23 protein-coding genes are annotated in these 24,373 nt (G+C 52.3%); 15 read left to right on the top strand and 8 right to left on the bottom strand.

Translation table 11 applies throughout. The features are described from left to right. The first annotated feature begins 46 nt into the window (after positions 1–46). The 7 genes from ACVL1J_RS01185 to pqqA all read left to right on the top strand — a co-directional run bounded on the left by ACVL1J_RS01185 (position 47) and on the right by pqqA (position 7,447). Positions 47–2,164, top strand: a complete 2,118-nt coding sequence (locus ACVL1J_RS01185) for a S8 family serine peptidase (protein WP_491665068.1) — start codon at positions 47–49, stop codon at positions 2,162–2,164. 147 nt (positions 2,165–2,311) lie between these two features. Continuing rightward, positions 2,312–2,986: a LuxR C-terminal-related transcriptional regulator gene (locus tag ACVL1J_RS01180; RefSeq protein WP_341237764.1), complete on the top strand. Its 675-nt coding sequence runs from the start codon at positions 2,312–2,314 to the stop codon at positions 2,984–2,986. A 9-nt stretch (positions 2,987–2,995) separates the two neighbouring features. Beyond that, on the top strand, positions 2,996–4,342 hold the full coding sequence (locus tag ACVL1J_RS01175) for a sensor histidine kinase (RefSeq protein ID WP_491665067.1): 1,347 nt from the start codon (positions 2,996–2,998) through the stop codon (positions 4,340–4,342). Beyond that, positions 4,339–4,989, top strand: coding sequence for a response regulator (locus ACVL1J_RS01170; protein WP_491665066.1), 651 nt, complete (start codon positions 4,339–4,341; stop codon positions 4,987–4,989). The genes ACVL1J_RS01175 and ACVL1J_RS01170 overlap by 4 nt, the downstream gene beginning before the upstream one ends. Positions 4,990–5,317: 328 nt before the next feature. After that, positions 5,318–6,631, top strand: a complete 1,314-nt coding sequence (locus tag ACVL1J_RS01165; protein WP_491665065.1) for an LVIVD repeat-containing protein — start codon at positions 5,318–5,320, stop codon at positions 6,629–6,631. A gap of 8 nt (positions 6,632–6,639) precedes the next feature. Continuing rightward, positions 6,640–7,275, top strand: coding sequence for a DUF305 domain-containing protein (locus ACVL1J_RS01160; protein ID WP_341238284.1), 636 nt, complete (start codon positions 6,640–6,642; stop codon positions 7,273–7,275). 97 nt (positions 7,276–7,372) lie between these two features. Next, positions 7,373–7,447, top strand: a complete 75-nt coding sequence (gene pqqA / locus ACVL1J_RS01155; RefSeq protein WP_008247588.1) for a pyrroloquinoline quinone precursor peptide PqqA — start codon at positions 7,373–7,375, stop codon at positions 7,445–7,447. A 59-nt stretch (positions 7,448–7,506) separates the two neighbouring features. Here pqqA and ACVL1J_RS01150 read toward each other — a convergent pair whose 3' ends face one another. Both ACVL1J_RS01150 and ACVL1J_RS01145 read right to left on the bottom strand, forming a co-directional pair. Continuing rightward, a complete protein-coding gene (locus ACVL1J_RS01150; protein WP_159568037.1) occupies positions 7,507–7,986 on the bottom strand; it encodes a TRAP transporter TatT component family protein in 480 nt (159 codons plus the stop codon). Between the two features lie 110 nt (positions 7,987–8,096). Then, positions 8,097–9,206: a cytochrome D1 domain-containing protein gene (locus tag ACVL1J_RS01145; protein WP_394673342.1), complete on the bottom strand. Its 1,110-nt coding sequence runs from the start codon at positions 9,204–9,206 to the stop codon at positions 8,097–8,099. A gap of 225 nt (positions 9,207–9,431) precedes the next feature. On the opposite strand from ACVL1J_RS01145, the gene ACVL1J_RS01140 reads away from it, so the two are divergent. Beyond that, a complete protein-coding gene (locus ACVL1J_RS01140) occupies positions 9,432–10,286 on the top strand; it encodes an alpha/beta hydrolase (protein WP_159568039.1) in 855 nt (284 codons plus the stop codon). Here the strand turns inward: ACVL1J_RS01140 and ACVL1J_RS01135 are convergent. Genes ACVL1J_RS01135 through ACVL1J_RS01125 form a run of 3 tightly spaced genes read right to left on the bottom strand, consistent with a single transcriptional unit; the run spans position 10,268 to position 12,090 of the window. After that, entirely contained in the window at positions 10,268–11,332 is a 1,065-nt protein-coding gene (locus ACVL1J_RS01135; protein WP_394673343.1) for an AraC family transcriptional regulator, read from the bottom strand. The genes ACVL1J_RS01140 and ACVL1J_RS01135 overlap by 19 nt on opposite strands. Then, on the bottom strand, positions 11,323–11,751 hold the full coding sequence (locus tag ACVL1J_RS01130; RefSeq protein ID WP_394673344.1) for a DUF4149 domain-containing protein: 429 nt from the start codon (positions 11,749–11,751) through the stop codon (positions 11,323–11,325). Before ACVL1J_RS01130 ends, ACVL1J_RS01135 begins: the two co-directional genes overlap by 10 nt. Positions 11,752–11,784: 33 nt before the next feature. Beyond that, a complete protein-coding gene (locus ACVL1J_RS01125) occupies positions 11,785–12,090 on the bottom strand; it encodes an addiction module antidote protein (protein WP_159568042.1) in 306 nt (101 codons plus the stop codon). A 309-nt stretch (positions 12,091–12,399) separates the two neighbouring features. On the opposite strand from ACVL1J_RS01125, the gene ACVL1J_RS01120 reads away from it, so the two are divergent. From ACVL1J_RS01120 to ACVL1J_RS01095, 6 genes are all read left to right on the top strand, one after another. Then, positions 12,400–13,953 carry a flavin-containing monooxygenase gene (locus ACVL1J_RS01120; RefSeq protein ID WP_341238012.1) on the top strand — a complete coding sequence of 518 codons (1,554 nt, stop codon included), beginning with the start codon at positions 12,400–12,402 and terminating at the stop codon, positions 13,951–13,953. A 95-nt stretch (positions 13,954–14,048) separates the two neighbouring features. Further along, entirely contained in the window at positions 14,049–15,704 is a 1,656-nt protein-coding gene (locus tag ACVL1J_RS01115; RefSeq protein ID WP_341238011.1) for an acetolactate synthase large subunit, read from the top strand. Continuing rightward, on the top strand, positions 15,701–17,101 hold the full coding sequence (locus tag ACVL1J_RS01110) for an aldehyde dehydrogenase family protein (protein WP_491665064.1): 1,401 nt from the start codon (positions 15,701–15,703) through the stop codon (positions 17,099–17,101). The genes ACVL1J_RS01115 and ACVL1J_RS01110 overlap by 4 nt, the downstream gene beginning before the upstream one ends. A gap of 23 nt (positions 17,102–17,124) precedes the next feature. Then, a complete protein-coding gene (locus ACVL1J_RS01105; protein WP_159568048.1) occupies positions 17,125–17,406 on the top strand; it encodes a helix-turn-helix domain-containing protein in 282 nt (93 codons plus the stop codon). A 123-nt stretch (positions 17,407–17,529) separates the two neighbouring features. Then, entirely contained in the window at positions 17,530–22,284 is a 4,755-nt protein-coding gene (locus ACVL1J_RS01100; RefSeq protein ID WP_491665063.1) for an RHS repeat-associated core domain-containing protein, read from the top strand. 10 nt (positions 22,285–22,294) lie between these two features. Continuing rightward, the gene (locus ACVL1J_RS01095; protein ID WP_159568050.1) at positions 22,295–22,756 is read left to right on the top strand and encodes a hypothetical protein; all 462 of its coding nucleotides are present in this window, start codon (positions 22,295–22,297) and stop codon (positions 22,754–22,756) included. A 32-nt stretch (positions 22,757–22,788) separates the two neighbouring features. Here ACVL1J_RS01095 and vapC read toward each other — a convergent pair whose 3' ends face one another. Beyond that, positions 22,789–23,205 carry a type II toxin-antitoxin system tRNA(fMet)-specific endonuclease VapC gene (gene vapC / locus ACVL1J_RS01090; RefSeq protein WP_159568051.1) on the bottom strand — a complete coding sequence of 139 codons (417 nt, stop codon included), beginning with the start codon at positions 23,203–23,205 and terminating at the stop codon, positions 22,789–22,791. Continuing rightward, positions 23,205–23,435 (bottom strand): type II toxin-antitoxin system VapB family antitoxin, encoded by a 231-nt coding sequence (gene vapB / locus ACVL1J_RS01085; protein ID WP_159568052.1) that lies wholly within the window; start codon positions 23,433–23,435, stop codon positions 23,205–23,207. Before vapB ends, vapC begins: the two co-directional genes overlap by 1 nt. A 120-nt stretch (positions 23,436–23,555) precedes the next feature. Between vapB and ACVL1J_RS01080 the strand changes: the two genes are divergently transcribed. Then, entirely contained in the window at positions 23,556–23,855 is a 300-nt protein-coding gene (locus tag ACVL1J_RS01080; RefSeq protein WP_491665062.1) for a hypothetical protein, read from the top strand. Here ACVL1J_RS01080 and ACVL1J_RS01075 read toward each other — a convergent pair. Then, the gene (locus ACVL1J_RS01075; protein WP_491665061.1) at positions 23,842–24,354 is read right to left on the bottom strand and encodes a nucleotidyl transferase AbiEii/AbiGii toxin family protein; all 513 of its coding nucleotides are present in this window, start codon (positions 24,352–24,354) and stop codon (positions 23,842–23,844) included. The genes ACVL1J_RS01080 and ACVL1J_RS01075 overlap by 14 nt on opposite strands. Positions 24,355–24,373 lie beyond the last annotated feature (19 nt).

Below are 24,373 nucleotides of genomic sequence, written 5' to 3'. Positions count from 1 at the left end.
GCACCGTGGGCATTAATTTGAAGTAATAGTTGAAGCAGAGGTTGTAATGAAGTACTCGGCAATTCTCGGTGTTGCAATGGTGACATTCAGCGCCTACGCACTTTCGGTTGATGTGTGGGCACAAACAGTCAAGACGAAATCCAAAACGATAGCAACTGAAAGTGCAGACGCCGCAAGGCCACTTGTGCCCGAAGAAAAGATTCTTTTTCTCGAGCTGGCAGACGAGAGCTTGCGGGTTCTTCCCAATGAGGCAAGTCAACCTTTGGTTAAAAAGGTATTGGCCGATACAAAAATCAATGCTGCAGTGGGCGGGCGACTACTCAAAAGATTCTGGGTGGTTAATGCAAAGGACATGCGTACTACGGCAGACCGGGCTCAAGTTCTCAAGCTGCTTCGCGCAAACTCTTCGGTGCGTTCGGTGTCCGAGAACCGAATTTACAAGCCTTTTATTTTCAATGACCCGGGATATCCCAATCAAAAAAATCTATACACCGGCGCGAATCAGACATCGAGCCCTGTGTACGACTCTGAATTTGTAAAGCTGCTGGAGCGCACGCCATCTAGCGCAGAGTCGATGGTTCGGGTTGCCGTTCTCGACACGGGTATTGCACCAGCCCCAGATTTAAATAATCAGTTTGATGTCGAAGCGAATTTTGTGGAAGGTGTTGATTACGATTTCAACAATGAGCGCTTTGTCAGCAACAGTGCACTATTTGCCGATGCAACCGAACCCGCCACATCTGGCGCAAATGGCGGTGAGCCTTTTTATCACGGCAGTAAAGTTCAATCGCTGATTAATGCAGCGGCTGACAACAGCAGCGGAATCGTTGGAATGGACCGTGAGCTTAGGGTCAGTCAAATTCGCGTGTTGAGTGACAGCGGTGGGGACTCCGTCAGCGTCATGTTCGGGGTGCTGTGGTCAGTTGGCCTGTACGACAGGTTTGTGGTTGAGTCGGGCGAAGATCCAAACTTTGAGTTTTTTGCGCGTTTGCCCCCCAACAACAATCCGGCCAATGTGGTTAACCTGTCATTGGGGGGTAATTCAAGCTGTTCCTCTTTTGAGCAGGCTGCCATTGATTTTGTATTGAACAACAGCAGTACCTTGATCGTAGCTGCCGCTGGCAACAGCGCGCTGTACGGTGAACAAGTGCCTTTCGCGCCAGCCAATTGCAACGGTGTCATTTCGGTGGGCGCATCAACCACACGTTTTGGCGATGCGTCATACGGCAATGTAAGCCCCGCGTTGATTACGTCTACATTGGGTGGTGAACCCAGTGTGGGAGACAACCTGCCTTTGACCGAGCCCAGCATTTTAAGGTCCATGAATGGCGTCAGTTTCGCTTCAGGAACCAGTTTTGCAACCCCTTTGGTCAGTGGTGTTCTGGCTACCGCGCTTCGACTGGGTCTCAGTGAAGGGGTCACCTCGGCCAGCCTCATTCAAGCGCTGAAAGACACCGGCCATGAGTTTCAGGATCCTGAATCCTACTGCGTTCAAATTAGCGATCCCGTGAATAATCCGCGACCCTGCGGCACCATTCTGAATACATCAGCATTTCTGTTGGCGGTGACTGGTGTTGACATTAGTGGCACAACAACTTCACCACCAGCGTCCGACGAAGTTGTTGAGCCTGCGCCTGACGAGGACACCTCAAGCAACCAGCCCATTAGCGATGGTGGTGAACTGCCCTCTGAACCAGAGGAATCCAACCCAACAGAAACAGCCAGTTTTCAGTTCTCTGGCACAGTCAATAACGTCGATGCGTCTTCAATTGGTCTGGTGGCCAATGATCCCGCTGTGGATCCCTCAAGCTACTCTGTGTCGTTTGCACGGGACAGCAGTAGTTTTGTGATCAACCTCTCAATTCCGGGTGTTTATCGTTTGAGCTTCGAGGCGGATCGGGTGAGCGAAAGCTCGGAAGTTCAAGCGGCCTCTGCGGGTCAAACACTTTTTGTGAGCGACGTGACTCTGGACTCGGACTCTCGCCAAATTACCGCAACCGACCCGATGGCTCAGGAAACTGCGGATGGTTCGCCTTCCTCTGGAACCACCGCATCATCAGGCGGTGGGGGCGGCGGTGGCGCAATTAACCTAATGGGCTTGCTGGGCATGTTACTGCTGCTGGGCATCGCGAAATTTAGCGGGCCCCAGAAATTTCAACTTTGAACTCCTGTACCGCAATGTGGTGATTTGATTTTCGTGCATTTTGAATTCTTTACATAACTAAACATTTCATTTAATAATCGCACGAATAATTCACATAAAAATTATAAATATCGCCACGTTGATAGCCGTACTTTTAGGGATAGGGGTTTGAAGAATTTATTGATACTGGAGGACCATCCGACTTCGGCCATGGTCGTTGAAGAAATTATTGGTGCAGTTGTTCCCGGGCTAACGACCCGCATTGTCGAATCGGTGGATCAATTGCACCACATCGAGTCTGCCGATTTTGATTTGGTGGTGTCCGACCTGGTGTTGCCCAACAGCGAGCCTGCCGAGGTAATTGACTTGGTCTCACAGCGCTTTCCGAGTTCATTCCGTATGTTTTTTACAGCGTTGAGTGATGTAAAAATTGAACGACAGATCGTCGACTCAGGCGCATTGCTGCTCTCAAAAAGTCAGCACTACAAAGAGCTCATGGTTCAGGTTCAATCTTTCCTGAAACGCGATTCAGTGAACCTGAATTCAATTTCTCAACGCAACGAGTTTCAAAGCCTGATTCAAATGCCCGGTAGCCCCAAGCCCTTGACCATCAAGCAGGCGCAGGTCATGGAACAGGTGTCCCTGGGTAGAACAGGCAAGGAAATTGCAAAGATATTGGGTATGAGTCCCGACACGGTAAACGCACACATCAAGGAGGCCTTCGGGCGGCTGGGTGTTCAAAACCGTGGCGAGGCAGTGAGCAATTATTCGGTTGCAAGAAAGCTGGCGGCCCGCCTGCATGGGGAGGTCGCACTGGCGCACTTGCAGCCCAACGCCGATTAAACTGTTTGCATGAACCTGAAACGCTACTTGCTGGTGCGAATGATCACCCTGGGCCTGTTGTGCTGGGTGTTGATTTCCGCCTATGTGGTGTTGCGCACGGCCAATGAGGTAGACCAGGCCTTGGCCAGCGACGCTGCCCGCCTGCACGAGATGGTGGAATACTCCATGTACAAGCGGCAAATCAACCCGGAAATTGAAGGGTCGCCGGTGTTGGTGGGCAGCCAGTATGGCTTGTTGCTGGCACCGTACTGCATTCGCTATGAGGGCTGGAACGGGCAGGTGCGGCAAGAGGGCTGTGACAACCTGGTTCGCCACCCTGTTGAAGCAAAGTTAATGCAGCTATTGGGTGTGCAAATTGAATCCGCACCGCAGGCGGTAGGGTTGTGGGGGCAGCCGTTTGGCGAGTTGACCATTACTGCTGATCCGCAATTGGTGCTGGCAAAGTTTTGGCACACTCTGCGAGACTTGCTACTGCTCAGTAGCCTGATTGTAGCCAGTCTTGCAGCCCTTTCCTATGCGGTGATCGGGCGCGCCTTGCAGCCAGCAGCCACCTTGGTGGAGAAAATTGACTCCATTGCCATTTCCGAGGACAGCCCGCCCCCCGAGCAATTGCCTGATGTACAGCCTCGCGAGTTTGGCCGCATTGCACAAGGGGTGAATCGCCTGAATGATCGCCTATGGCGCCTGACCCAAACCCGCCGCAGCCTGATGATGAAATTGCTGAACGTCCAGGAAGAAGAACGGCGGGAATTGGCGCATTGGGTGCATGCAGATCTGGGCCAGTCATTAAGTCTGATCGCCGTCAATTGCGCACAACTGCGTGCGCAGTTAAAGGGTGGCGATACCGGGGTGCAGGAAAAGCTGGAAGAAATTGATCTACAAATTGAAGGTGCATTCGAGCGCATGCGCGCAGTCTTGGTGAACAAGTGCCCGCCCGTGTTGGAGGGTGCCGACTTGGGCATGGCCATTCAAGACCTGTGTACCCGCTGGGAGATTAATGCCGGCAGCGGTTGGACTGTGAACCTGAGTCTTGACCCTGTTGCGCTGGGCAAGTTGGACAAAGACCGCGCGCTTTGTGTTTACCGCACGGTCGAGGAGTGCCTGGCCAACGCTCGGCGACATTCAGCGCCTGGCGGTTCTGCCGTGAAAGTAAGTTTAATCTTGGATAAAAAGGTGTTGGAACTTCGTGTTGAGAACACCATGCATCCATCTTCTAAAACACCTGCGCCCTCGGGCGGCATGGGTCTGAATTTGCTGGCTGAACGGGTGCGGGTGCATGGCGGTGTGTTCAACGCCCAAATTGAAGAAGGGCAGTTTGTGGTCTCAGCCCAATTTCAGCAACAAGGTGCCGCATGAATAACACCGACTGCAATGTTTTGCTGGTAGACGACCACGCCGTGGTGCGCGCAGGTTACCGGCACTTGCTGGAAACGCAAGGCGGTTTTAGTCAGGTTCGCGAAGCGGAAAACGCACAAGAAGCTTTTGCCGCCTGCCAGAAGGAATTGCCGGTCTTGATCATTTGCGACATCAGCATGCCCGAACCGGTGGGCTTGAGTTTGATTCAGCGGGTGTTGGGGCGTTGGCCTGACGTAAAGTTTCTCATGTTCACCATGCACAATTCGATCGAATTGGCCCGCGCGTGCATGGACGCTGGTGCAAAAGGTTATGTGACCAAAAGCAGCCGGCCCGAGGTGCTGTTAAGGGCGATCGGTGAGGTGTTGGCTGGGCGCACCTTCATCAGTGCCGACTTGTCGCGTTTAATGGCGCTGTCACGCTTGCGTGACAACCGGGGCGGGCTGGGTGAACTCAGCAGCCGGGAGTTCGAGGTGTTGTGTTTGCTGGTTGCGGGGCAATCTGCCGAGCAAATTGGTGAGCTGCTTTTTCTCAGCGCAAAAACCATTCACAACATTCATTACCAAATCAAAAAGAAATTGCAGGTCAGTAATGACATTGAACTGACCAAGCTGGCCATTGGGTGGGGATTAACCAGCCCTTTGATTTAATTGACACCCCCTTATGTTCTGATCTGACCTTGTTGTTTTGAATCCATTGTGTTGAAAAAAAAGTAATAAAAACAAAACACTAATTAAATTCAGAGCGGTGGGGGGGACTATGACTAAAGATATTTCGCGGTCAGCATGGGGCATGTGTTGTGTAACTTTGGTATTGAGCGGTTGTTTAGGCGGAGGTGATGCGGTTACGCCGAATGCTGGTAATCGAAGCCCCGTAGCGCCAAATGAAGAAGATACCCTTGCTACCCAAACTTCAATTCCCAGGGCTCAGTGTCGTGAGGGTGATCGGGCTGAGTCTGCACTTCAAGGTCAGGTGCCATTGAGCGAGAGGCTGGCCGGGTTTCAAGGAAGTAATTGCAATATTGATTTGGTGTCGCAGTACGAGGGTGAGGGCGCAAGTTGGATGCATACCTCCTATCGCAACTGCTCCTATTATGGCCAGGCATTCGCGGCCACAGCAGTGTCTTCGCCCAGTGTTCCCAGAGCAAATTTGCAGCGACCCGGCACGGTCGTGATGGACGTGAGCGATTCAAGCAACCCCGTCGATGCTGGGCGCCTTACCAGCGTGTCAATGCTTGATCCATGGGAATCCTTGAAGGTCAACGTGCAGCGTGGTTTATTGGCGGCTGTCAATGGCACAAGTGCTGGCGGTGGCCCAGAGTTTGATGTTTACGACATATCCAAAAACTGCGTGCAGCCAAGGTTGCTCTTCAGTGGTCCTTTGGCAGACGACACCGTAATTGGTCATGAGGGCGAATGGGCTCCTGATGGCTTGACGTATTACGGTGGTGATCTGAATCAGGGGCAATACTATGCAATTGATGTAACAAATCCATCGTCACCCGAATTCATCACGAAATTTACCCCGCCTGTCGGTGTGCATGGTTTGTCAGTTAGCGCGGACGGAACACGTGGTTACGTCACCTTGTCTGGTACCGCGCGCAATGAAGGTAACAATACCAACGGTTTTGCGATTTATGATTTCACGCCGATTAGTCGGCGGATGACAGACCCAAGTCCGGTACTTTTGGCAGAGGTTTACTGGGCAGATGGATCGGTGGCACAACACACAATTCCTGTGAAAATTGCCGGCAAAGACCACCTGATTACTGTGGATGAACTGGGCTCTGACGGAGTCAATGCCGCAGCGAGTCGCATTGTTACCTGTGGCTCAGGTCGCTTGCCGTTTGGAATCCCGCGCATATTTGATGTCAGTGACATCAGCAACATTCGATTGCTGTCCAAGCTTACGCTTGAAATTAATCAGCCTGAAAATTGCGTTGAAGCCTCTGCAGACACAGCGGGGTTGGCCCTGTTTGGATATGACAGTCATTATTGCCAGGTAGATGATCCAAATGACGCGAAACTGATGGCTTGTAGCTACTTCAACTCGGGGCTAAGGGTATTCGATATTTCAAAACCAAATTTGGTTAAAGAAATCGCTTACTTCAATCCAGCAATGAGTCCAGGTCAAAAAGGTGGTTCTACTTTCAATGTGACGGGTAATTGTTTTGGCGCAGATTGGACTTCTTCGCAGCCACGATTCATTCTTGAAAAAAATGAGATCTGGTTTACTTCGCAGTGTGCAGGTTTTCAAGTGGTCAAATTAGATCCCGCAGTGTTGCCCAAATAATCGTGAATATGGGCAAGTATGGATTGTTTTTCCTGGGGCTTTTGCTGGGGTGGTGGCTTGCTCCCCAGGCAGATACCCGCGCACCTTTATCTCCTGAGTCCGCAGTAGAGAATCGGATTGATATTGATATCGGGTACGCGCAAAGTATGTTGGTGCATCACCAGCAGGCCTTGATCATGGCAAGTTTGATGCAAGGCGATCAACAGTCTGCAGTTCAAGGATTGGCTAGCCGCATAGTTCGCGAACAGTCCATGGAGATGGAGAGCTTAAAGGGCTGGTTGGCTGGTCAGCGTGCGGCCTCTTTGCCTGCGAGCGGTGATTTGATGGGGTGGATGAAAAACAATTCCCAGTTGTTGAATGTCAATGAAGCACTGTACCTGGAGCGTTGTGAGCGAAGTCCGTTGGGCATGGCTGGTCTGGTGGAATCTTCATCAATCAAGAAATTGGGGGATGGGTCGATGACGCTGAAGGAAAGGGAAGCGAGTTTTCTAAAATTGATGATCGAACATCACCAGGGCGCTGTCAGCATGTCGACCCTGCCATCGCGTGCAGCAGGCACCCCATTTATTCGAAACCTGGCGCAGCATGTTTTGCAGAGACAAACGCAAGAACTTGCACAGATGATGGCGATGCTGGAACAATAACAACTTAGCTCGGGCAAAATTCCTGAGCAGGGTTTAGTAATCTAATGACATGGCAAAAACACCTGCCTGCCCAAACAACAACATTGGAGAAGTAGACATGAGCTGGACCACCCCACAATTTGTAGACATGCGTTTTGGTTTTGAAATCACCATGTACATTGCCAACCGTTAATTTTTTCGGTTGTTGCTTCAAGAAAAAGGAAGGTCAAGCAGAGTTGGCCTTCCTTTTTTTTATGCGCGACGCAGCTGCTCGGTCGAATTCATGGTGAGTTTAAGGCCTTGCTCCAACAAGGACTTTGCAATGCTTTCGTCGCCAAAGCCGTAGGGTGCGGCCGGTGCATGGTCATACAGCAAACCCAGGTAAAGGTAGGCTGCACCGTCGTTTGGTGCCAGTGAAATGGCACGTTCAAATGACGCTTTTGCATGGGCCTGAAATTGCAGCGCGCAAAGCCCACCCAACGATTTTGCATATCCCGTCAGTACAATACCGTTCCAAAGCAGAACCTTTGCGTCATTTGGGTATTGATGCGCCAATTCCTGTGTGGTTTCAGCCAGGTGACACAACATGGCGTCGCGAGTGCGGCCAAAGTCACATCGAAGTGCTTGGGCCCAACTGGATTGAATGGTTTCAATACATTGATTCGTTGCGGTTTTTGTACGCGCTGTGCGGGATGCCGCACTGGCGTCAATTACGTTAAATACGCGTCTCATAGGTGACTCCTAAACGACGTTAATCCTGGTGATATGTTGCATGATGGCAACCGTTTCGTTGATTAACGCGGAAAATTCGTTTAGGAGTACAAACGATCAAAAAAACTTGCTTAGCCGGGTATGTCCAACGACCCAACTGACTTTGGCGACACCATGACACCCCAAGGCATGTTGCCCTCCGGAATGTCTTTGATCACATTGCCTGTGGCGTAGTCCAGCACCAAAATATTGTTGCTGCGACCGCAGGCCACTATCAATTTTTTGTCATTGGGTGTGAAGCTGAAGTGCCAGCAGCGTTCGCCCACTGGCATTTCGCGTTTAAGTTCCAGCGTTTTGGCATCAAATACCTGAATCGCTTTGCCACGCGCCAGCGCCACTACAATTTCAGAACCGTCGCGGGTGTAGGTAACACCGTAGGGAACTTCGCCGGTGGCGGCCTCGTTAATCACATTGTAGTTTTTGTCCAGAATCAGCATTTTGTTACCGTATTCCAGGGTCACCACAAACTGTTCGCCATCGGGTGAGCGCTTCACGCCACGGGGCCGAATGCCGTAGCTTTCCGTGTCGATCTGTTTGATTTTCTCACCGGTTTCAATGTCGTGAACCGACACATTTTCATCGGCTTCATTGGTCACAATAATGTGTTTGCCATCGGCAGAAAACTCGATGCCCTCGGTTTCAAACCCGGCTGTAATTTCCTTGATTTTCTCGCCTTTCACCAAGTCGATAATTGCCACCTGTGCGGGTAGTTCATCCCCTTCCTCGCGTTCTTTCTCAATGGCCTTGGCTTCAGCAGAGCCAGGCTTGGGTGGGGGGCCACCTTTCGATGCCGGTTCATAAGCCACAAAGGCCAGGTTGCCAAGTACGCGTACAAATTCGGGGTTAATGCCCACGGGCACGCGGCGCACCACCTGGTTGGTTGCGGTGTCAATGATGGCCAGGTCTTTGGTTTCTTTCACGGCCACCACCAGCAGTTTGCCGTCGTCGGTTAAACCCACACCGCGACCACCTTCGCCCACGTTAATTTCGCCAATCTTGGAATAGTCGGCCAACGAGTAAATGGTCACCGGGCCGTCTTGGTGTGTAATGTAAGCCACTGCCTGCGGCGCAACCTGCTCGACCGGAACTGCAGCTTCAGGGGGCACAGTTTCTTCTTTTTTAGAACAGGCCGCCATGGCCACTGTCATGCCCAATGCAACCACACTTACTTTGAATTTCATGTCTTGTTTTCTCCCTGCTGAATGCTTCGACGCTACGGAAGTTTCCCTGTTTTGTCTCGGGAATATTTCCTGAAATATGAATTGTCATTGTGACAGGTCATGTGGGCAATTCCTTCCAAACGTTGATTTAACGCCGTTTCTGCAAGCATTTTGAACCTTTGTGACAATTTGGTTTCAATACACTGTGTAGTGTGACCCGTAACCCTTTTGTAAAGAAGTGCAGCCATGAAGTATGTTCAAGAAAAACAAAACCCGGTTTTGGAGTCACGGTTGATGCCACGCGTGGCATTGTCCGCCTCCATGGGTTTTGCGGCCTATTGGACCTACCTGTACTTCAGCCAGACCAGGCACATATTCAGCCCCGCTTTGAAGCACCACGAAGTACTGACCCACCATGCGCACGAATTCACCGAATTGCGTTTGCAGGTGGCACCGGGCATTGAACTGGAAGGTTGGGTTCGCATGCCTACGGGCATGGGCGGCGCAGGCAGCAAAGCACCCTGTGCCATTTATTTTGGTGGCCGCAGCGAAGACGTGCGCTGGTTGCTGAACGAAGCACAAGGTTTTAAAAACCTGCCCTTGGTGTTCTTCAATTACCGGGGCTACGGCAACTCCAAGGGCAAGCCCATGGAAAAGCATTTGGTGGCCGATGCACGCGCCATTTACAAATGGGTGGCTGAACAACCTTGGTGCGACCGCAATCAAATTTCGGTCATTGGGCGTAGCCTGGGTACAGGCGTGGCCATGCAGTTGGCAGCCAGCACACCCGTGCACAAACTGGTGTTGTTTACGCCTTACGACAGTTTGATCAGCATTGCCAAAAAGAGAGTACCCCTGGCACCTGTCTCGCTGTTGTTGCGCAGCAAGTTCAAATCGCATGAATGCGCTGTGAATGTGCGCAATCCGACCTTTGTGTTGCTGGCTGAAAATGATCAGGTGGTGCCGCACGATTCTTCGTTGCGGTTAATGCAGCACTTTGCAGTGAAACCCTTGGTGGCTACAGTGAAAGGAACTGACCATGTCAGCCTGCCGCACGACACCGATGCGCAAGGTTTGGTCAGTCATTTTTTGACGACGTAATTCACCCACTCCCGGTATTCGCTCGGCGTTTTGCCGGTCAGTTTTTTAAATGCACGCGTGAAGTTGGCGCGGTCTTGGTAACCCACACGCTGGGCTATTTCATCCACGTTCAGCTTCGTGGTCTCAAGCAACAGGCAGGCATCGCGTTGAATGACCTCGCCCAGTAAATCGCTGAAGTTTCGCCCTTCGTTTTGTAATTTACGCTTCAAGGTGCGTACCGACATGTGCAGGGTCTCGGCCATGTCTTCAAGCTGCGGGTAGCGGCCGTCCCGGCAAATCAGCAGGTTTTTCACGCGCCCGCTTAAATTGTCGCCTAGGCCCAGGGCAATCAATTCCTGCTCGCATTGTTGAATCACCATTTGCGCTGTGGTGGCATTGGCGGTGGGCAAAGGCAGGTCAAGCCATTTGGCGGGAATTCGAATTTGATTGCCTGCCGCATTGAAACGGCACTTGGGCAGGCTGCTGGCGTAACTCGCGTAATAGGGCGGTTCAGGCCAGTCAAACCACAGCTCGATACCACTTGCCTCGCTTTTGCTGCCCATGGGGTTGAACAGGCTTTCGAACAGGCGCCACACTTCAATTACAAAGTTTTCGATGGCGAATTTGCGCACGGGCTCAAGCGGCATGGCCTCGCGAACATGGCACACCAAAGTGCGTTCGTCTTCGCTGGTGTCAATGGTGTAGAAGGGCACTTTGGTGGGCAAAAACCGAATGCCCAACTCGATCGCTTCACGCAGGGTGGCGCAACTCATCAAACCAAAGCCGATCATGCCGGCTTTGGTCAGGCTGCTTTGCAAACCCATCTCGATGGCAATGTGTTCGCTTTGAAACAGCGCCAGCAAATTCATCACAATAATGCCGTGCTGTGCCGCGGCAATGCGGCTGTTGGGCACCTGTAACTGGGCAAGGGTCAGCCCGCTGTGTTCCAGAATTTGTTCAGCCGCGAAACCACGCTGCACCGCATAGTTCACGAAAAACAGCGGATAGGCTTGCGCCACCGTGGTTTGTTCCAGCAGCCTAAGCTGCGGCAGGTCTTTCAGTTCCATGCCCAGTAAACCAGGGTGGCCGCTGCCACCAGCAGTTGCACGCTGTTAATGATCACGCTAAGCCGGTGCTTGCTGTTGAATTCAGCACCAGCGGCTTTGTCGCCCGCCAGTTCCCGGTCGCGCAGCTCATTGATTTGAAGCATCAACACTTGCCGGGTGTACACACTGGCTAAACCCACCAAAGCCGAGGGGAACAACACCCAAAAGCTGCCGCCCGAAAGCCCTGCAAAAATTGCACTGAGAAAGCCAAACACGATCACGTACAGGTAGTACCACGGGAACACTGCCCGAATGAATGGCCCAGCTTGTTCCATGGGCAGCTTTGTGAATACCAACGGGGCAAACAAGGCCGAGAACGCCAAAATACCGCCGAACAAACCACCCAAGGCCAGGGTTGTGAGCGCTTGAAACCATTCCATGTTGTACTCCTCTGCTGCTAATTCAATTAGTGGTCAGTGCATGGCCTGCGCCACGAGTTTGACTCCAAATGCAGAGCATACTTTGCTCACGGTCTCAAATCGCGGTGAGGCATTTTTTCGAAGCGCTTTGTAAAGCGCTTCGCGAGTAATTCCCGTGCACTTTGCAACATCACTCATACCTTTTGCACGAGCGATATCGCCCAAGGCAGCGGCTAAAAGGGCGGGGTCATTGCTCTCAAGAATATCCGTCAAGTACGCGGCGATGGTCTCTGGGCTATCTAGGTGCTCAGCGATTGAGAAGTCGTCAAGCTCATCGAGTGTCAGTTTGATTTTTGTCATTTGAGAAACTCCTTATTCAATCGAAGTCGCCCAAGAATCGCGCCTTTCACAATTTTGTCTTCGAGTGATTCTAGCCAGTCTGTGAACGTGGGAAGACTTTTTAGTTTAAACATCAGTTGAGTTATTGTAATCGATCGATTACATGCATGGAAGAGTCAAAAAGACCATTTTTGTAACTTTAAAAAGCAAACAGTTCATGAGCTTGGCCCAAATTGACTCCAAAGTCGTCACTTTTCACACTCACGCCTGTTGCACCCAAGCCCCTACACTGCAACTCATCGAAAACCACTACAACACGAGACAGCACACATGGCCAGCTCAAAAAAAGAAGTACAAAATATTCTTGAAGTTGCAATCGTCGGCGCAGGCGTTTCAGGCTTGGGCATGGGTATTCAACTGCTGAAAGCAGGTGAAACCAATTTCAAGATTTTCGACAAAGGCCACGATGTGGGCGGCACCTGGCGCGACAACACGTATCCCGGTTGCGGTTGCGACGTAAAAAGCAGCCTTTACAGCTATTCCTTCGAGCCTTGGGCCGAGTGGAGCAACAGCTACGCCAAGCAAGGCGAAATTTACAAATACCTGCGCCACTGCGCCACCAAGTACGGCGTGTACCCTCACATTCAATTCAACACCAGCATCAGCGGTTCTGTGTTTGATGAAGAGGCTGGGCTTTGGAATATCACCACAGCCGATGGTAAAACCATTCAGGCTCGCAATGTAGTCACCGCGGTTGGCCCGTTCAGTGCACCCAAGGTGGCTGAATTCAAAGGCGCTGAAAAGTTCAAAGGCAAAACCGTGCACACAGCTGCATGGGACCATTCTGTTGAACTGGAAGGCAAGCGTGTTGGCCTGATTGGTACTGGCGCCACAGCCGTGCAGGTTGGCCCAGCCATTGCAGACAAGGTGAAAAACCTGGTGGTGTTTCAGCGCACAGCCAACTGGATTATGCCGCGCCCAGACCGCAACATTGAAGAAGCGGAGAAAGCACTGAACCGCAAAACCCCGCTGAACATGAAAATGAATCGCTTGGGTGTTTACTGGTTCAATGAACTGACTGCGCCGTTTTTGATTTTGAAGTACGACATGTTCAAGGCCCAGCCTGAAAAAATGTCCAGCAGCTATTTGGCTCGCAAGGTGAAAGACCCCGAGTTGCGCAAGAAGCTGACCCCCACTTTCAAGTTCGGTTGCAAGCGTGTATTGGTGAGTTCCGATTGGTACCCCACCATGCAAAAAGAGCATGTGCATTTGGAAACCAACGCCATTGATTGCATCACTGAGAAAGGCATTCGCACAGCCGATGGTGTGGAGCATGAGCTCGACGTGATCATTTACGCCACAGGCTACGAAGTACGCCACACTGGTTCGCCCATCGATACCAAAGGCATTGGCGGTGCAAGCCTGCACGAGAAGTGGAAAGACGGCTCAGAAGCCTACCAAGGCATTTCAACCGCTGGTTTTCCAAACCTGTATTTCCTGGTTGGCCCCTTCACCGGCCCCGGTCACACCTCGGTAATCGCTTACGCAGAGGCACAAATCGGCTATGTCATTCAAGCGATTAAACTGCGTCAAAAACGCAAGTTGAAAGCAATTGTCGTGAAGCCCGAGGTTGAAAAGAAGTTTGTGAACACCATGGACTTCCGCAGCGACCACACTGTGTGGAAAAGTGGTTGCGCCAGTTGGTACCTAAGCCCCAATGGCCGCAACAACACGCTGTACCCCGGCTTGAATGCCGAGTACCGCATGCGCGTTGCACGCTTTAACCCGGCTGAATATGTGCTCACCGGCAGCAATGGCAAAACCGTGAAGCCGAAGGTGACAGACCATATCAGCACAGGTTTAATGGCACTGAAGGTGGCCTGAAAAAAACAGTCAATACTATCCAGAATGGATAAAAGTATTGATATTGAAATCTAACAGGCAGACACTGATCGTTCCCCCAAAAAAGGAGAACGCCCATGTCGACCCAAGGCACCAAAGCATCTGACTTATTCGTTCGGGCCCTGGAGGCCGAAGGTGTCAAGCACATTTTCGCAGTACCCGGCGAAGAAAATCTCGACATGGTTGAAAGCCTGCGCAACAGCAGCATCAAGCTGGTGCTTACCCGCCACGAGCAAGGGGCGGGTTTCATGGCCGCCACCTACGGGCGTTTAACTGGTCGTGCCGGTGTGTGCATGGCCACACTGGGGCCGGGCGCCACCAACTTCACCACCCCGGCAGCGTATGCACACTTGGGTGCGTTTCCGCTCATCATGATCACCGGGCAAAAGCCCATCAAAAAGTCCAAGCAGGGCCAGTTTCAAATCATTGATGTGGTCAATCTGTTCGATCCGATCTGCAAAATGAGCAAGCAGATTGTTCATGGCAACACCATTCCCGCTTTGGTTCGCGAGGCATTCCGCATTGCCGAAGAAGAACGCCCCGGTGCTGTGCTGCTGGAATTGCCCGAAGACATTGCCGCAGAGCCCACCAGCGCACCGATTATTCCCCGTAGCGAAAGGCACTATGCCGTGGCCGACGACGTGGTGCTCAACGAAGCGGTGTCCATGATCCGCTCCGCCCGCATGCCCTTGGTGTTGCTGGGCGCGGGTGCAAACCGCAAGCAGGCACGCTTGGCCTTGCAGGAATTTATTGAAACCACAGGAATTCCTTTTTTCAGCACGCAAATGGGCAAGGGCGTAGTCGACGAAGGCTCACCCCATTTCTTGGGCACCGCTGCACTTTCTGATGGTGATTATCTGCACTGCGCCATTGAGCGGGCCGACCTCATCATCAATGTGGGCCACGATGTCGTCGAGAAGCCACCGTTCTTCATGGCCGTTGGCGGAAAAAAAGTAATCCATGTGAATTACCGTTCAGCCAAAGTCGATCAGGTGTATTTTCCGCAGTGCGAAGTGGTGGGCGATGTGGCCCGCTCGGTGCAAAAACTGACCCAGAAAATTGGTGGCAAAGTGGTGTGCGATTTGGCATACTTCAACCGCATTCGCGAAGAAGTTGAACTGCACATCAAAGAAGGCGCCGACGACGACCGCTTTCCGGTTATTCCCCAAAGGCTGGTGGCTGAAACCCGCCGTGCCATGGGCGCCAAAGACATCATTGCGCTGGACAACGGCATTTACAAACTGTGGTACGCCCGAAATTACAAAGCTTACGAGCCCAACACCGTGCTGCTGGACAACGCGCTGGCCACCATGGGTGCAGGCCTGCCGTCTGCCATGATGGCGGCCATGCTGTACCCCGACAGGCGGGTGATGGCCATTTGTGGCGACGGCGGGTTCATGATGAATTCTCAAGAAATTGAAACTGCCGTACGCCTGAAGATGAACCTGGTCGTTACCATTTTGAATGACAGTTCTTACGGCATGATCCGCTGGAAGCAAGAGCACGCTGGCTTTGCCGATTGGGGGCTTGAATTTGGCAACCCCGACTTTGTGAAGTATGCCGAGGCCTATGGCGCAACAGGCCACCGTGTGGGCAGCGCAGCCGACCTGGTGCCCACCTTTGATCGGGCATTTCAGGCGGGCGGTGTGCACATTGTGGACGTTCCCGTGGACTACTCTGAAAACAAACGCGTGCTGATCGATGAATTGGCCGCAAAGGTGTGTTTGATATGAGCAACTCAGTGAACAACGCCACTTTGGAAGTGGTCAATCCCTTTGATTTGAAGCCGATTGGCGAAGTGAAACTGGTCGATTGGCAAACCATTGATGGTTGGTTAAACACCGCCCACCAGCTGCACAAAACCCGCTCGGGATGGTTGCCCGCCCACAAGCGCATCGCCATTCTGAAAAAAACAGCGCAGCTTATGCAAGGCCGGTTCGATGAACTGGCTTGTCAAATTGCCAACGAGGGCGGCAAGCCCCTGATGGACGCCAAGGTGGAAGTAACCCGCGCCATTGATGGTGTCGAACTGTGCATCAAAGAGCTGGGCCACCTCACAGGCAGTGAAATTCCCATGGACCTGACCGCCGCTGGTTCTGGCCGCATGGCGTTTACCACCCGTGAACCCATTGGCCCTGTGGTGGCGGTATCGGCATTTAACCACCCCCTGAATTTGATTGTTCACCAGGTGGGCCCCGCCATTGCCACCGGCTGCCCTGTGCTGGTGAAGCCAGCCAGTGCCACCCCCTTAAGTTGCCAGGCCTTTGTGAGCATGTTGTATGAAGCGGGCCTGCCCGAGGAATGGTGCCGCTTTGCGCCCTGCAAAAGCGATGTTGCTGAACAAATGGTGACCGATCACCGCGTGGCGTTTTTCAGTTTCATTGGTTCTGGTGCTGTGGGGTGGCGGCTAAAAAGCAAATTGGCCCCTGGCACGCGCTGCGCACTTGAGCACGGCGGTGTTGCTCCAGTCATTGTTGATGATTGCGCCGATCTCGACACCATGATCCCCGCGCTGGTCAAGGGCGGTTTTTATCATTCGGGGCAGGTGTGCGTCAGTGTGCAGCGCGTTTATGCGCCAGAAGACATGGCCACAGCCTTGGCGCAAGCCATTGCTGACAAGGCTTCCCGGCTAAAAGTAGGCAATGCAATTTTGGCCGACACCGAATGCGGCCCCTTGGTCAACCCGAATGAAGTCAAGCGCGTTGAGCACTGGGTAAATGAAGCTGTAACAGGTGGTGCACAGGTGTTGTGTGGTGGCCAAAGGCTGGGTGACACAACTTATGCACCCACCGTGCTTTTAAACCCGCCCCGCGATGCCAAAGTCAGTACCCAAGAAGTGTTTGGCCCCGTGGTGTGTGTTTACGGCACCGAATCGCTGGCCGATGCAATTGAACAAGCCAACAGCTTGCCAGTTGCGTTTCAGGCGGCGGTGTTTACCCAGAAGTTAAAAGTGGCCATGCGCTGCGTGCGTGAAATTGATGCCACCGCAGTCATGGTCAACGATCACACGGCGTTTCGCGTTGATTGGATGCCTTTTGCTGGGCGGCGGCAGTCGGGTTACGGGGTTGGCGGAATTGGCCCCACCATGCACGACATGACGCAAGAAAAAATGGCGGTCATCAAGTTGTAATTACAAAGTAAATTCAAAACACTATGGCACTGAAAAAAATAAATCTGAGTGACGTCACCGTGCTGATCCGCACGCGCAGGCGTGAACTGGGGCTGACCCAGAAGCAGCTGGGTGAAAGGCTTGGCATTGATCAGCGCACGGTGTCGTCTCTGGAAAAAAACCCGGGGTCGATCAGCGTGAACCGCCTGTTCGCCGTGCTCGACGCCTTGCAGGTCAGCATGTATTCCTCCACCGATCCCCGCGATGAAAGCAGCCTGGCCCGGCTTACCGTCGACCAGTTGTTTAGAAACGCAAAAATCGTCTGAACCGCATATTCTGAAAGCCGGGTGCTCACCCCATCACCCGGCTACCATCACCCAAACTGATTCAATTCGCTGAAATCCAGGCAGGCAAGTAACTTCGCACGGTTATTCGCCCGCGCTGCTTTCATGAATTTCGTTCAAATTCCCGTTTTTGGTCAATCGGTCAAGCCTGGTTTGGGGCTGCGGTTTCGCGGCAACTATTGGGCTTTTTTTGACAAACGCACCGAGTTGTCGCCTTGGTTGGCCTTGCACCGCGAGTCCATTAACGACACCGAACTCGATGAGCTCATGCTGCACGGCTTTCCGCGCACGCGCACCGGCGACACTGTGGATTGCAAGGTGCTCAGTCATTTCGGATTGGTGCAGGGCGATTTGTATGCAGACGGCTTTTTCGTTGGCCGCAGCGAAAGGCAACGCACCGCCGCATTCACTGGCGATTTGCTGGTGGTCAAATTTCCGCTTTCAGCAGATCCGCAAAAAGACCTGCTTAACTCCAACAGCATTTACTGGGCCAACGAAGCCAAATTGCAAGCCCACCCTGTGGGCAGTGCCGAGCACGAACGTGGCAAAGCGCTGGTTGAAATGGCCAGTATTTTGCTGGCCCGCTGGCGCGAACACGATTCACAAAACCTTGAATTCAAGGTCAAGAGCAGAATTGTCGAATTGTGGAATGAAGGCAAAGCGCTTGGTCAAGGCGCGGGCGCCGCAGCCATGGGGTTTATTCAAGGCCTTTGGGACTTGATCAAAATAAGTGTTGAGTTCACAGCCAATGCAGTAAAAGCCACCTGCGCTGGGTTCGAGACGCTGATCAATTCCAACTTTGCGCAAATTCAGCAAATGTTGATTGGCGCTGGCATGGCCGCTTACGGCACAGCACAAGAAATGATCGCCACCTTGAAAGAGGGCATGCGGCTGTTCAACCTGATCGGCTCAGACCACCTGCTGCGTGCGGGTTTGTTCGAATTTCTCGATGGCTATTCCGAAAGCGTGCCCCACCTTCGGCGCTTGAGCAATGCGGCCACCGTGGTGGTGGTCATTGGCATTGAAGTGTTGCTGGCCTTGGCCACATTGGGTGGAAGCATTGCTGTGGGGGTTGCGCGGGCCGGTGCCAATGTTACCCGCGCAGCAAGCCACGTTGGCCCCTTCACCATGGCGGCAATTCGGCATTTGGCCAATTACGCCAAGGCGGTAGAAAAAGCAAAGGCCCACAAGTTGCGCGCCACTGCGGGCTCGCCTTCTGCACCCGCGCCCGCCAAACGGGGTGCCGCACCCGCAGGTGAAAAAAATACCGACACCAACAAAACACCCACCCAAACTTCGCAAGGGGCAAGCACACCCAAAGTAGCCGACACCACAACAGCGGGCGAACCCATCAGCATGATCAACGGCGAGGAGTTGTTGCAGCTGCAGGATTGTTCGCTACCTGGGTTGGTGGGCTTGAACTGGCAACGCACTTACCGCAGCAGCCTGGCTGAACAGGGCTTTAATGCAGGGTTGGGCGCGGGTTGGGCGTACCCGCTTGCGCAACGCATTGAAACCGAACCGGCTGGCCTGAACTACATCGACGACGAAGGCCGCACGGTTTACTTCAAACCCTTAAAGGTAGGCCAGCGCTGCACCAACACCAGTGAATTTTTAACGCTGGTACGAACGGGCGAACATTCATTCCAGCTGCAAGCCAGCAACGGTTTGGGCCTGCGAAGGTATTTTGAACACGGGGCATTGGTAAGTATTGCCGATGCCTTTGGCAATTTCCTGCACATCGACTACACCGATGGAAAAGCCACACGAATTCAAAGCAGCCAAAGCACCTGGGTGCTGGGCTACAACACCCAAGGTTTAATTGAGCACATTGCGCAACTGGCGCAAGGCGGTAACAACCAGCTAACGCTGGTGCAATACCGTTACAACCTGCAAGGCCAACTGGTGGGTGCGCTGGATGCCGCTGGCTTTGAGGAACGCTACACCTACAACAGCGGCAATGTGCTCACGCAGCGCACCTTGAAAAGTGGCTACAACATTTATTTTGAATGGGAAAAAACAGAGTCAATTTCCCGCTGTGTGCGCCAGTGGGGCGACCCTGTTCTAGGTCAGCCCACTTACCGCTACCAGTTTGAATGGGGTACTTACAACACCGCCATCGACAGCCGCGGTGGGCGCACCGCCTATCAGTTCAATGCACAGGGTTTGCCGGTGTTCGAGAAGAACCCTGAAGGCGCAATTACCCGCACACGCTACAACAACAACGGGCAAGTGTTGGAACGCGTAGATGCACTGGGTCACCGGGAGCAGTTTCAGTACAACAGCCAAGGTTACTTGGTGGCTTACACCAACAAGCTTGGGCTGGTGCACCGGTTTGAACTCAACCCGCAAGGGCAGGTGCTAAAACACACCGATGCCGCAGACCATGTGCGCTTGAACACCTACACCCCCGAGGGTTTGCCAAGCAGCCACACCAACGCAACCGGTGCCACCACCCGTTACCGGTACAACGCCCTGGGCTTGCTGTGCGAAGTGATCAACCCCTTGGGCCACAGCACCCGGCTGTTGTACAACGCCCAAGGGCAGTTGCAGGCGCAAACCGATACCTTGGGCAGCAGCACCACTTACCAGTTCGACGCATGGGGCAGGTTGGCCAGCGTTTGCAACCCGCTGGGGCGCACAGCCGATTACGCCTACGATTTAATGGGCCGCTGCACCCGGGCCAGCAACCATGAAGGGTTGACCACGCAGTACAGCTACACCCCACTGGGGCAACTGCAATGCATCACCGACCCCACAGGCCGAAGCACGGTGTATGAATACGCAGACCGCTTAAGCCAACCCACCGCACGCACTGATGCACAAGGTTTTACCTTGCGTTACCGCTACGACAGCGAACGCAATTTGGTCGAACTTCAAAATGAAAATGGACAAAGCTGCCATTTTGAATACGACCTGGCCGAGCGCCTTGTGAAAGAAAGCGGCTTCGACGGCCGCGTGCAAACCTACCAGTACAACGCAGTGGGTTATCTGCTCGAAAGGCAGGAATGGGGCGTATCGAGCAATCAACCGCTGGCTTGCACGCGTTACACGCGCGATGCATTGGGGCGTTTAACCAAGGCAGCGCATAGCGATGGCGAAGAAGCTTCCTTTGCCTACAACCTTCAGGGCCAGCTGATACAGGCCAACAACGCACAGCGCAATCTTCAATGGGAAGTCGATGCCGAAGGCCGCGTGCTGGCCGAGCTGCAAGACCAACATCGCATTGAACACCAATACAACCCGGCTGGCTGGTTAAAGCAAAGCAGTTGGAGTGCCATGGCAGGCGGCGCAATTGCCGCGGGCAATTTGGCCTACCAATACAATGCGCTCGGCCTGCTTGGCGAAATCAATTTCAATGGCGAATTGTTGGCGCAGTTTGAGCGCGACACCCTGGGTCGCGAAGTGGTGCGCAAGCGAAGCAATCAGGTGCACACCCAAAGCCTGTACGACCCACAGGGCAGGTTGGTGGGGCAGGTCAACCGGCGTGAAAAACCGGGTGACCTTTCACCCACCGTTTCCCGCAGGCGCTACTGCTACAACCAGCGCAACCAACTGGTGCGCATTGACGACCAAGGCCACGGCACCAACCTGTACCACTACGACTTGCTGGATCGCCTGCGCGTGGTGGAAGGCCCCAACCCCGAAGCGTTTTTGTTCGACCCCGCCAGCAACCTGCTTGAGGCACTCGACGGGCAAGACGCCACCGATGCGCAGGCCAACAAGGCTTTGCCTGAACCCACAAGCCCCAACGCCCGAAGGCCGCAACAAACGCCGGGCAATCGCTTAAAGCGCCAAGGCGACAGGCTGTTTAGTTACGATGCACGTGGCAACCGCATTGAAGAAATTATTGAGCGTGGCGCACGCCAGGGGCAGGTAACACGCTACACCTACAACGCCCAAAACCAGCTTGTTGAAGTGAATGTGGCGGGGGCTATAACCCGCTATGCCTACGACGCACTGGGCAGGCGTATTTCAAAAATCAGCGAAGGTAGCAGCACCACCTTTTTCTGGAATGGCGATGTGCTGTTAGGCGAGGTGGGCAGCAACGGTTCCCGCGCTTATCTGTTTGAACTATTCAGCTTCAAACCGCTTGCACTGGTTCAAAACGGTGAAGTGTTTCACTACCACACCGATTACATTGGCACGCCGCGAGAAATCACAAACAGCAAAGCGGAAGTGGTGTGGTCTGCCCGGTTTAAAACTTACGGCGCACTGGCCCTTGCAGCCGTGACCGAAGTAGACAACCCCTTGCGGTTTCAGGGGCAGTATTGCGACGAAGAAACAGGGCTACACTACAACAGGTACAGGTACTACGACCCCGAGTGCGGACAGTTCACCACGCAAGACCCGATTGGTTTGCTGGGTGGGATGAACGCCTACCAGTACGCGCCGAACCCAATGACATGGGTGGATCCGTGGGGGTTGCGTTGTAAAGATGCGAAACTCGGACGTGTTCCAAATCAGGTTACGACCAGTAGCGGTGTGATTTTTTATCCGAATCCGAATCGAACTACTACGATTTTGGGTAGCTACCAAAAAGATATGAACGACATAATTAACAACCAGTTGGAATACCCGAAAACTACAGACTTTGCCGAGAAAAAAGGTGCTTTTAACGTATTAAATGTTCCTGACGATATGTATAAAAATCCGGAACAGTTTTGGAATGAAGTGAATCGACCATTCTTGGATGAGGCGATTAGTAGGGGTGACGATATTGCTTTGGCAACTAGACCCACTGCAGATGTTTTATTCAAAGCGGATAACTCATTGACTGGGTATGGTCGTGAGATAAAGCATCTTTCTGAGGCGGGTTATGAGGTTGACCCAAGAACTGGGTATATGACAAAAAATTAACGGAGCTCGCATGAAAAAATCACTGATTGCTTTGATTGATTCGTATGACGATTCGATAATTTCGCTTGGATTAAAAAGAATTCCAGTAAGTTTGAGTGGTGAGATCAAGTTCGAGGGAGGGGGTTGGGTCTTGGTCTTTATGACGGATCGATACTACTCTGATGGTTTGGTCATAAACCTTATTGATGTTGGTGCGAAAGAATACTCGTTATCTATTTTGAAAGAAGCAGTCAAAGAGTTTGAATCCGATTCGGTCGCTATTCTCAGAGAGCAAAGCACAGATTACCCAATGTTTGCTGAAATCCGAGACGACAACTTGGAGGGTGTCGAAGCAACGTTAATAGACCTAATTAAGTTCTTAGTAGAGAAATTTACGTTAATCAAAAAAAATCAAAGAAAAATCGATTCAATCTATGACACGCTCGCTAACAAAAAATTACGTGAAATTGGGCTTCGATTTGTGGGGGAGTAGTGTCTTTATTTAAGTGAAACGCCCCGAGTTAACTAGACACTTGTAGGTCTCGCAACCCAGCTTTCAGATCGCAATCCCGACACCCTGGAAAACTCACGCAAATTGTTTGTGACCATGATCAGTCCCTGGCTGCGTGCGTGCCCCGCAAGCATCACATCGTACGAGCCTATAGGGGTTCCACATCTCGCGAGTTCGGCTTTTATTTGCGCGGTTTGTATAGCAGCCGCCTTGTCATATTCCAGCACATCAAGGCGCGCCATGAAACCTTCGATAACGTTCAGGTTTCGTTCCACGTTACTCGACTTTTCTGCGCCGAAGACCAGTTCCATCGCAGTAACAGCACTAATGCAGAACTGGCCGTAATGATGCTCGAATGCGCGTTTAACTTCAGCAGGTTGGTTTTTTATTGCGTAAATACAGATGTCGGTGTCGAGCATGTACTTCAACATCAAAATGATTCTCTTTCTTGTGGTTCAGGCTGATCTCGATCCGACATGAAGTCATTGGTCACCCCCAGACCGTTGAACCAACTGTCCCAAGACTCACCCGCTGGTGAAATAATGCGGGTTCTGCCTACTGCAATTACGTCGACAACTTTCACATCTGCTGGCAAAGCCACGGCTTTGGGTAAGCGCACTGCTTGAGTGCGACTGCTCATGAATACGGTTGATTTTTCCATAATACCCTCATGGGATATGCAAAGTGAATATCCCATTTTATTGCTTGCTAATCCCATCGTCAACTCCCCGATTCATCCACCCGTTATTACCTCAATCGCAAACGTTCCGAGGTAGTACCCATGAAGTTCTTTAAAATCCTAAGCGCAGCACTAAGCACATTTGCATTCACCAGCACCGCATTCGCCTGGGGTGGTGGTGATTACGGCTATTGGGAGCGCAGCAAACAAGAATATTGGGATGGCCCTTGCCGCGTCAAAATTGAGTCAAAACCTTACGAGTACAAGAAAGAAGTGAAGTGCGAAGATGGTTTTTCACCCGTGGCCGATGCGCCCTGGAAAGAGGAATATCAAGACGGTGAATGCAGGGTTAAACGCGAGGCGAAGTACGACGAGTTCAAAGAAGAAATCAAGTGCCGTTGATTTTTTTCAATATATTGCGAAGTGACAGCACAGCGGTCACTACAACTGCGGGTGCGGTGTCATTCATGTTCATGGCGCGCATGCACTTTTCCAGCCAGTCTGGCTTGTCCAGTAGTTTACCAATTGCCTTTTCAAGGTCTTGTCGAATGCTCGCGCCGTAGGCAGTTTCAGCCTTGGTGCATGCTTTTGCAAATGCGTCGTGCGCTGGCTTCATCATGGCCAAGTCAATCAGATCACGATTGAATACGCCTTCATCTGCCCAACGGTCTGAGTTCGCCAGCAATTTGCTTGCGACCAAATCAACACTGCTTAAGGCTGTAACGCCACATACCGTGTCATCGTCGTTTGGCGTATCAAACTCAATTCGACCTTCCAGCACAATTTCAAATTTAATCATGTGCTGCCCCAAGCCAATCGCAGTTCGAATACCGTATTGATCTGCACGCACTTCACGCAACTGGGACACCAGGGTGGTGTTGTCTTTAAAGAGTACCAACACATTCAGTGGGCTTTCAATA

This window comes from Limnobacter sp. G6BE5S, assembly GCF_058448965.1.
The sequence above is the reverse complement of the archived record's forward strand: the minus strand, read 5'-3'. Positions and strand labels throughout refer to the sequence as shown.

Coding starts and splice junctions, on each gene's coding strand:
- ACVL1J_RS01170 (WP_491665066.1), top strand. CDS start 4,339: ATGAATAACACCGACTGCAATGTTTTGCTGGTAGACGACCACGCCGTG.
- ACVL1J_RS01140 (WP_159568039.1), top strand. CDS start 9,432: ATGAAGTATGTTCAAGAAAAACAAAACCCGGTTTTGGAGTCACGGTTG.
- ACVL1J_RS01160 (WP_341238284.1), top strand. CDS start 6,640: ATGGGCAAGTATGGATTGTTTTTCCTGGGGCTTTTGCTGGGGTGGTGG.
- ACVL1J_RS01175 (WP_491665067.1), top strand. CDS start 2,996: ATGAACCTGAAACGCTACTTGCTGGTGCGAATGATCACCCTGGGCCTG.
- ACVL1J_RS01115 (WP_341238011.1), top strand. CDS start 14,049: ATGTCGACCCAAGGCACCAAAGCATCTGACTTATTCGTTCGGGCCCTG.
- vapC (WP_159568051.1), bottom strand. CDS start 23,205: ATGTTGAAGTACATGCTCGACACCGACATCTGTATTTACGCAATAAAA.
- ACVL1J_RS01110 (WP_491665064.1), top strand. CDS start 15,701: ATGAGCAACTCAGTGAACAACGCCACTTTGGAAGTGGTCAATCCCTTT.
- ACVL1J_RS01125 (WP_159568042.1), bottom strand. CDS start 12,090: ATGACAAAAATCAAACTGACACTCGATGAGCTTGACGACTTCTCAATC.
- ACVL1J_RS01100 (WP_491665063.1), top strand. CDS start 17,530: ATGAATTTCGTTCAAATTCCCGTTTTTGGTCAATCGGTCAAGCCTGGT.
- ACVL1J_RS01130 (WP_394673344.1), bottom strand. CDS start 11,751: ATGGAATGGTTTCAAGCGCTCACAACCCTGGCCTTGGGTGGTTTGTTC.
- ACVL1J_RS01185 (WP_491665068.1), top strand. CDS start 47: ATGAAGTACTCGGCAATTCTCGGTGTTGCAATGGTGACATTCAGCGCC.
- ACVL1J_RS01150 (WP_159568037.1), bottom strand. CDS start 7,986: ATGAGACGCGTATTTAACGTAATTGACGCCAGTGCGGCATCCCGCACA.
- ACVL1J_RS01135 (WP_394673343.1), bottom strand. CDS start 11,332: ATGGAACTGAAAGACCTGCCGCAGCTTAGGCTGCTGGAACAAACCACG.
- vapB (WP_159568052.1), bottom strand. CDS start 23,435: ATGGAAAAATCAACCGTATTCATGAGCAGTCGCACTCAAGCAGTGCGC.
- ACVL1J_RS01120 (WP_341238012.1), top strand. CDS start 12,400: ATGGCCAGCTCAAAAAAAGAAGTACAAAATATTCTTGAAGTTGCAATC.
- ACVL1J_RS01105 (WP_159568048.1), top strand. CDS start 17,125: ATGGCACTGAAAAAAATAAATCTGAGTGACGTCACCGTGCTGATCCGC.
- ACVL1J_RS01145 (WP_394673342.1), bottom strand. CDS start 9,206: ATGAAATTCAAAGTAAGTGTGGTTGCATTGGGCATGACAGTGGCCATG.
- ACVL1J_RS01080 (WP_491665062.1), top strand. CDS start 23,556: ATGAAGTTCTTTAAAATCCTAAGCGCAGCACTAAGCACATTTGCATTC.
- ACVL1J_RS01095 (WP_159568050.1), top strand. CDS start 22,295: ATGAAAAAATCACTGATTGCTTTGATTGATTCGTATGACGATTCGATA.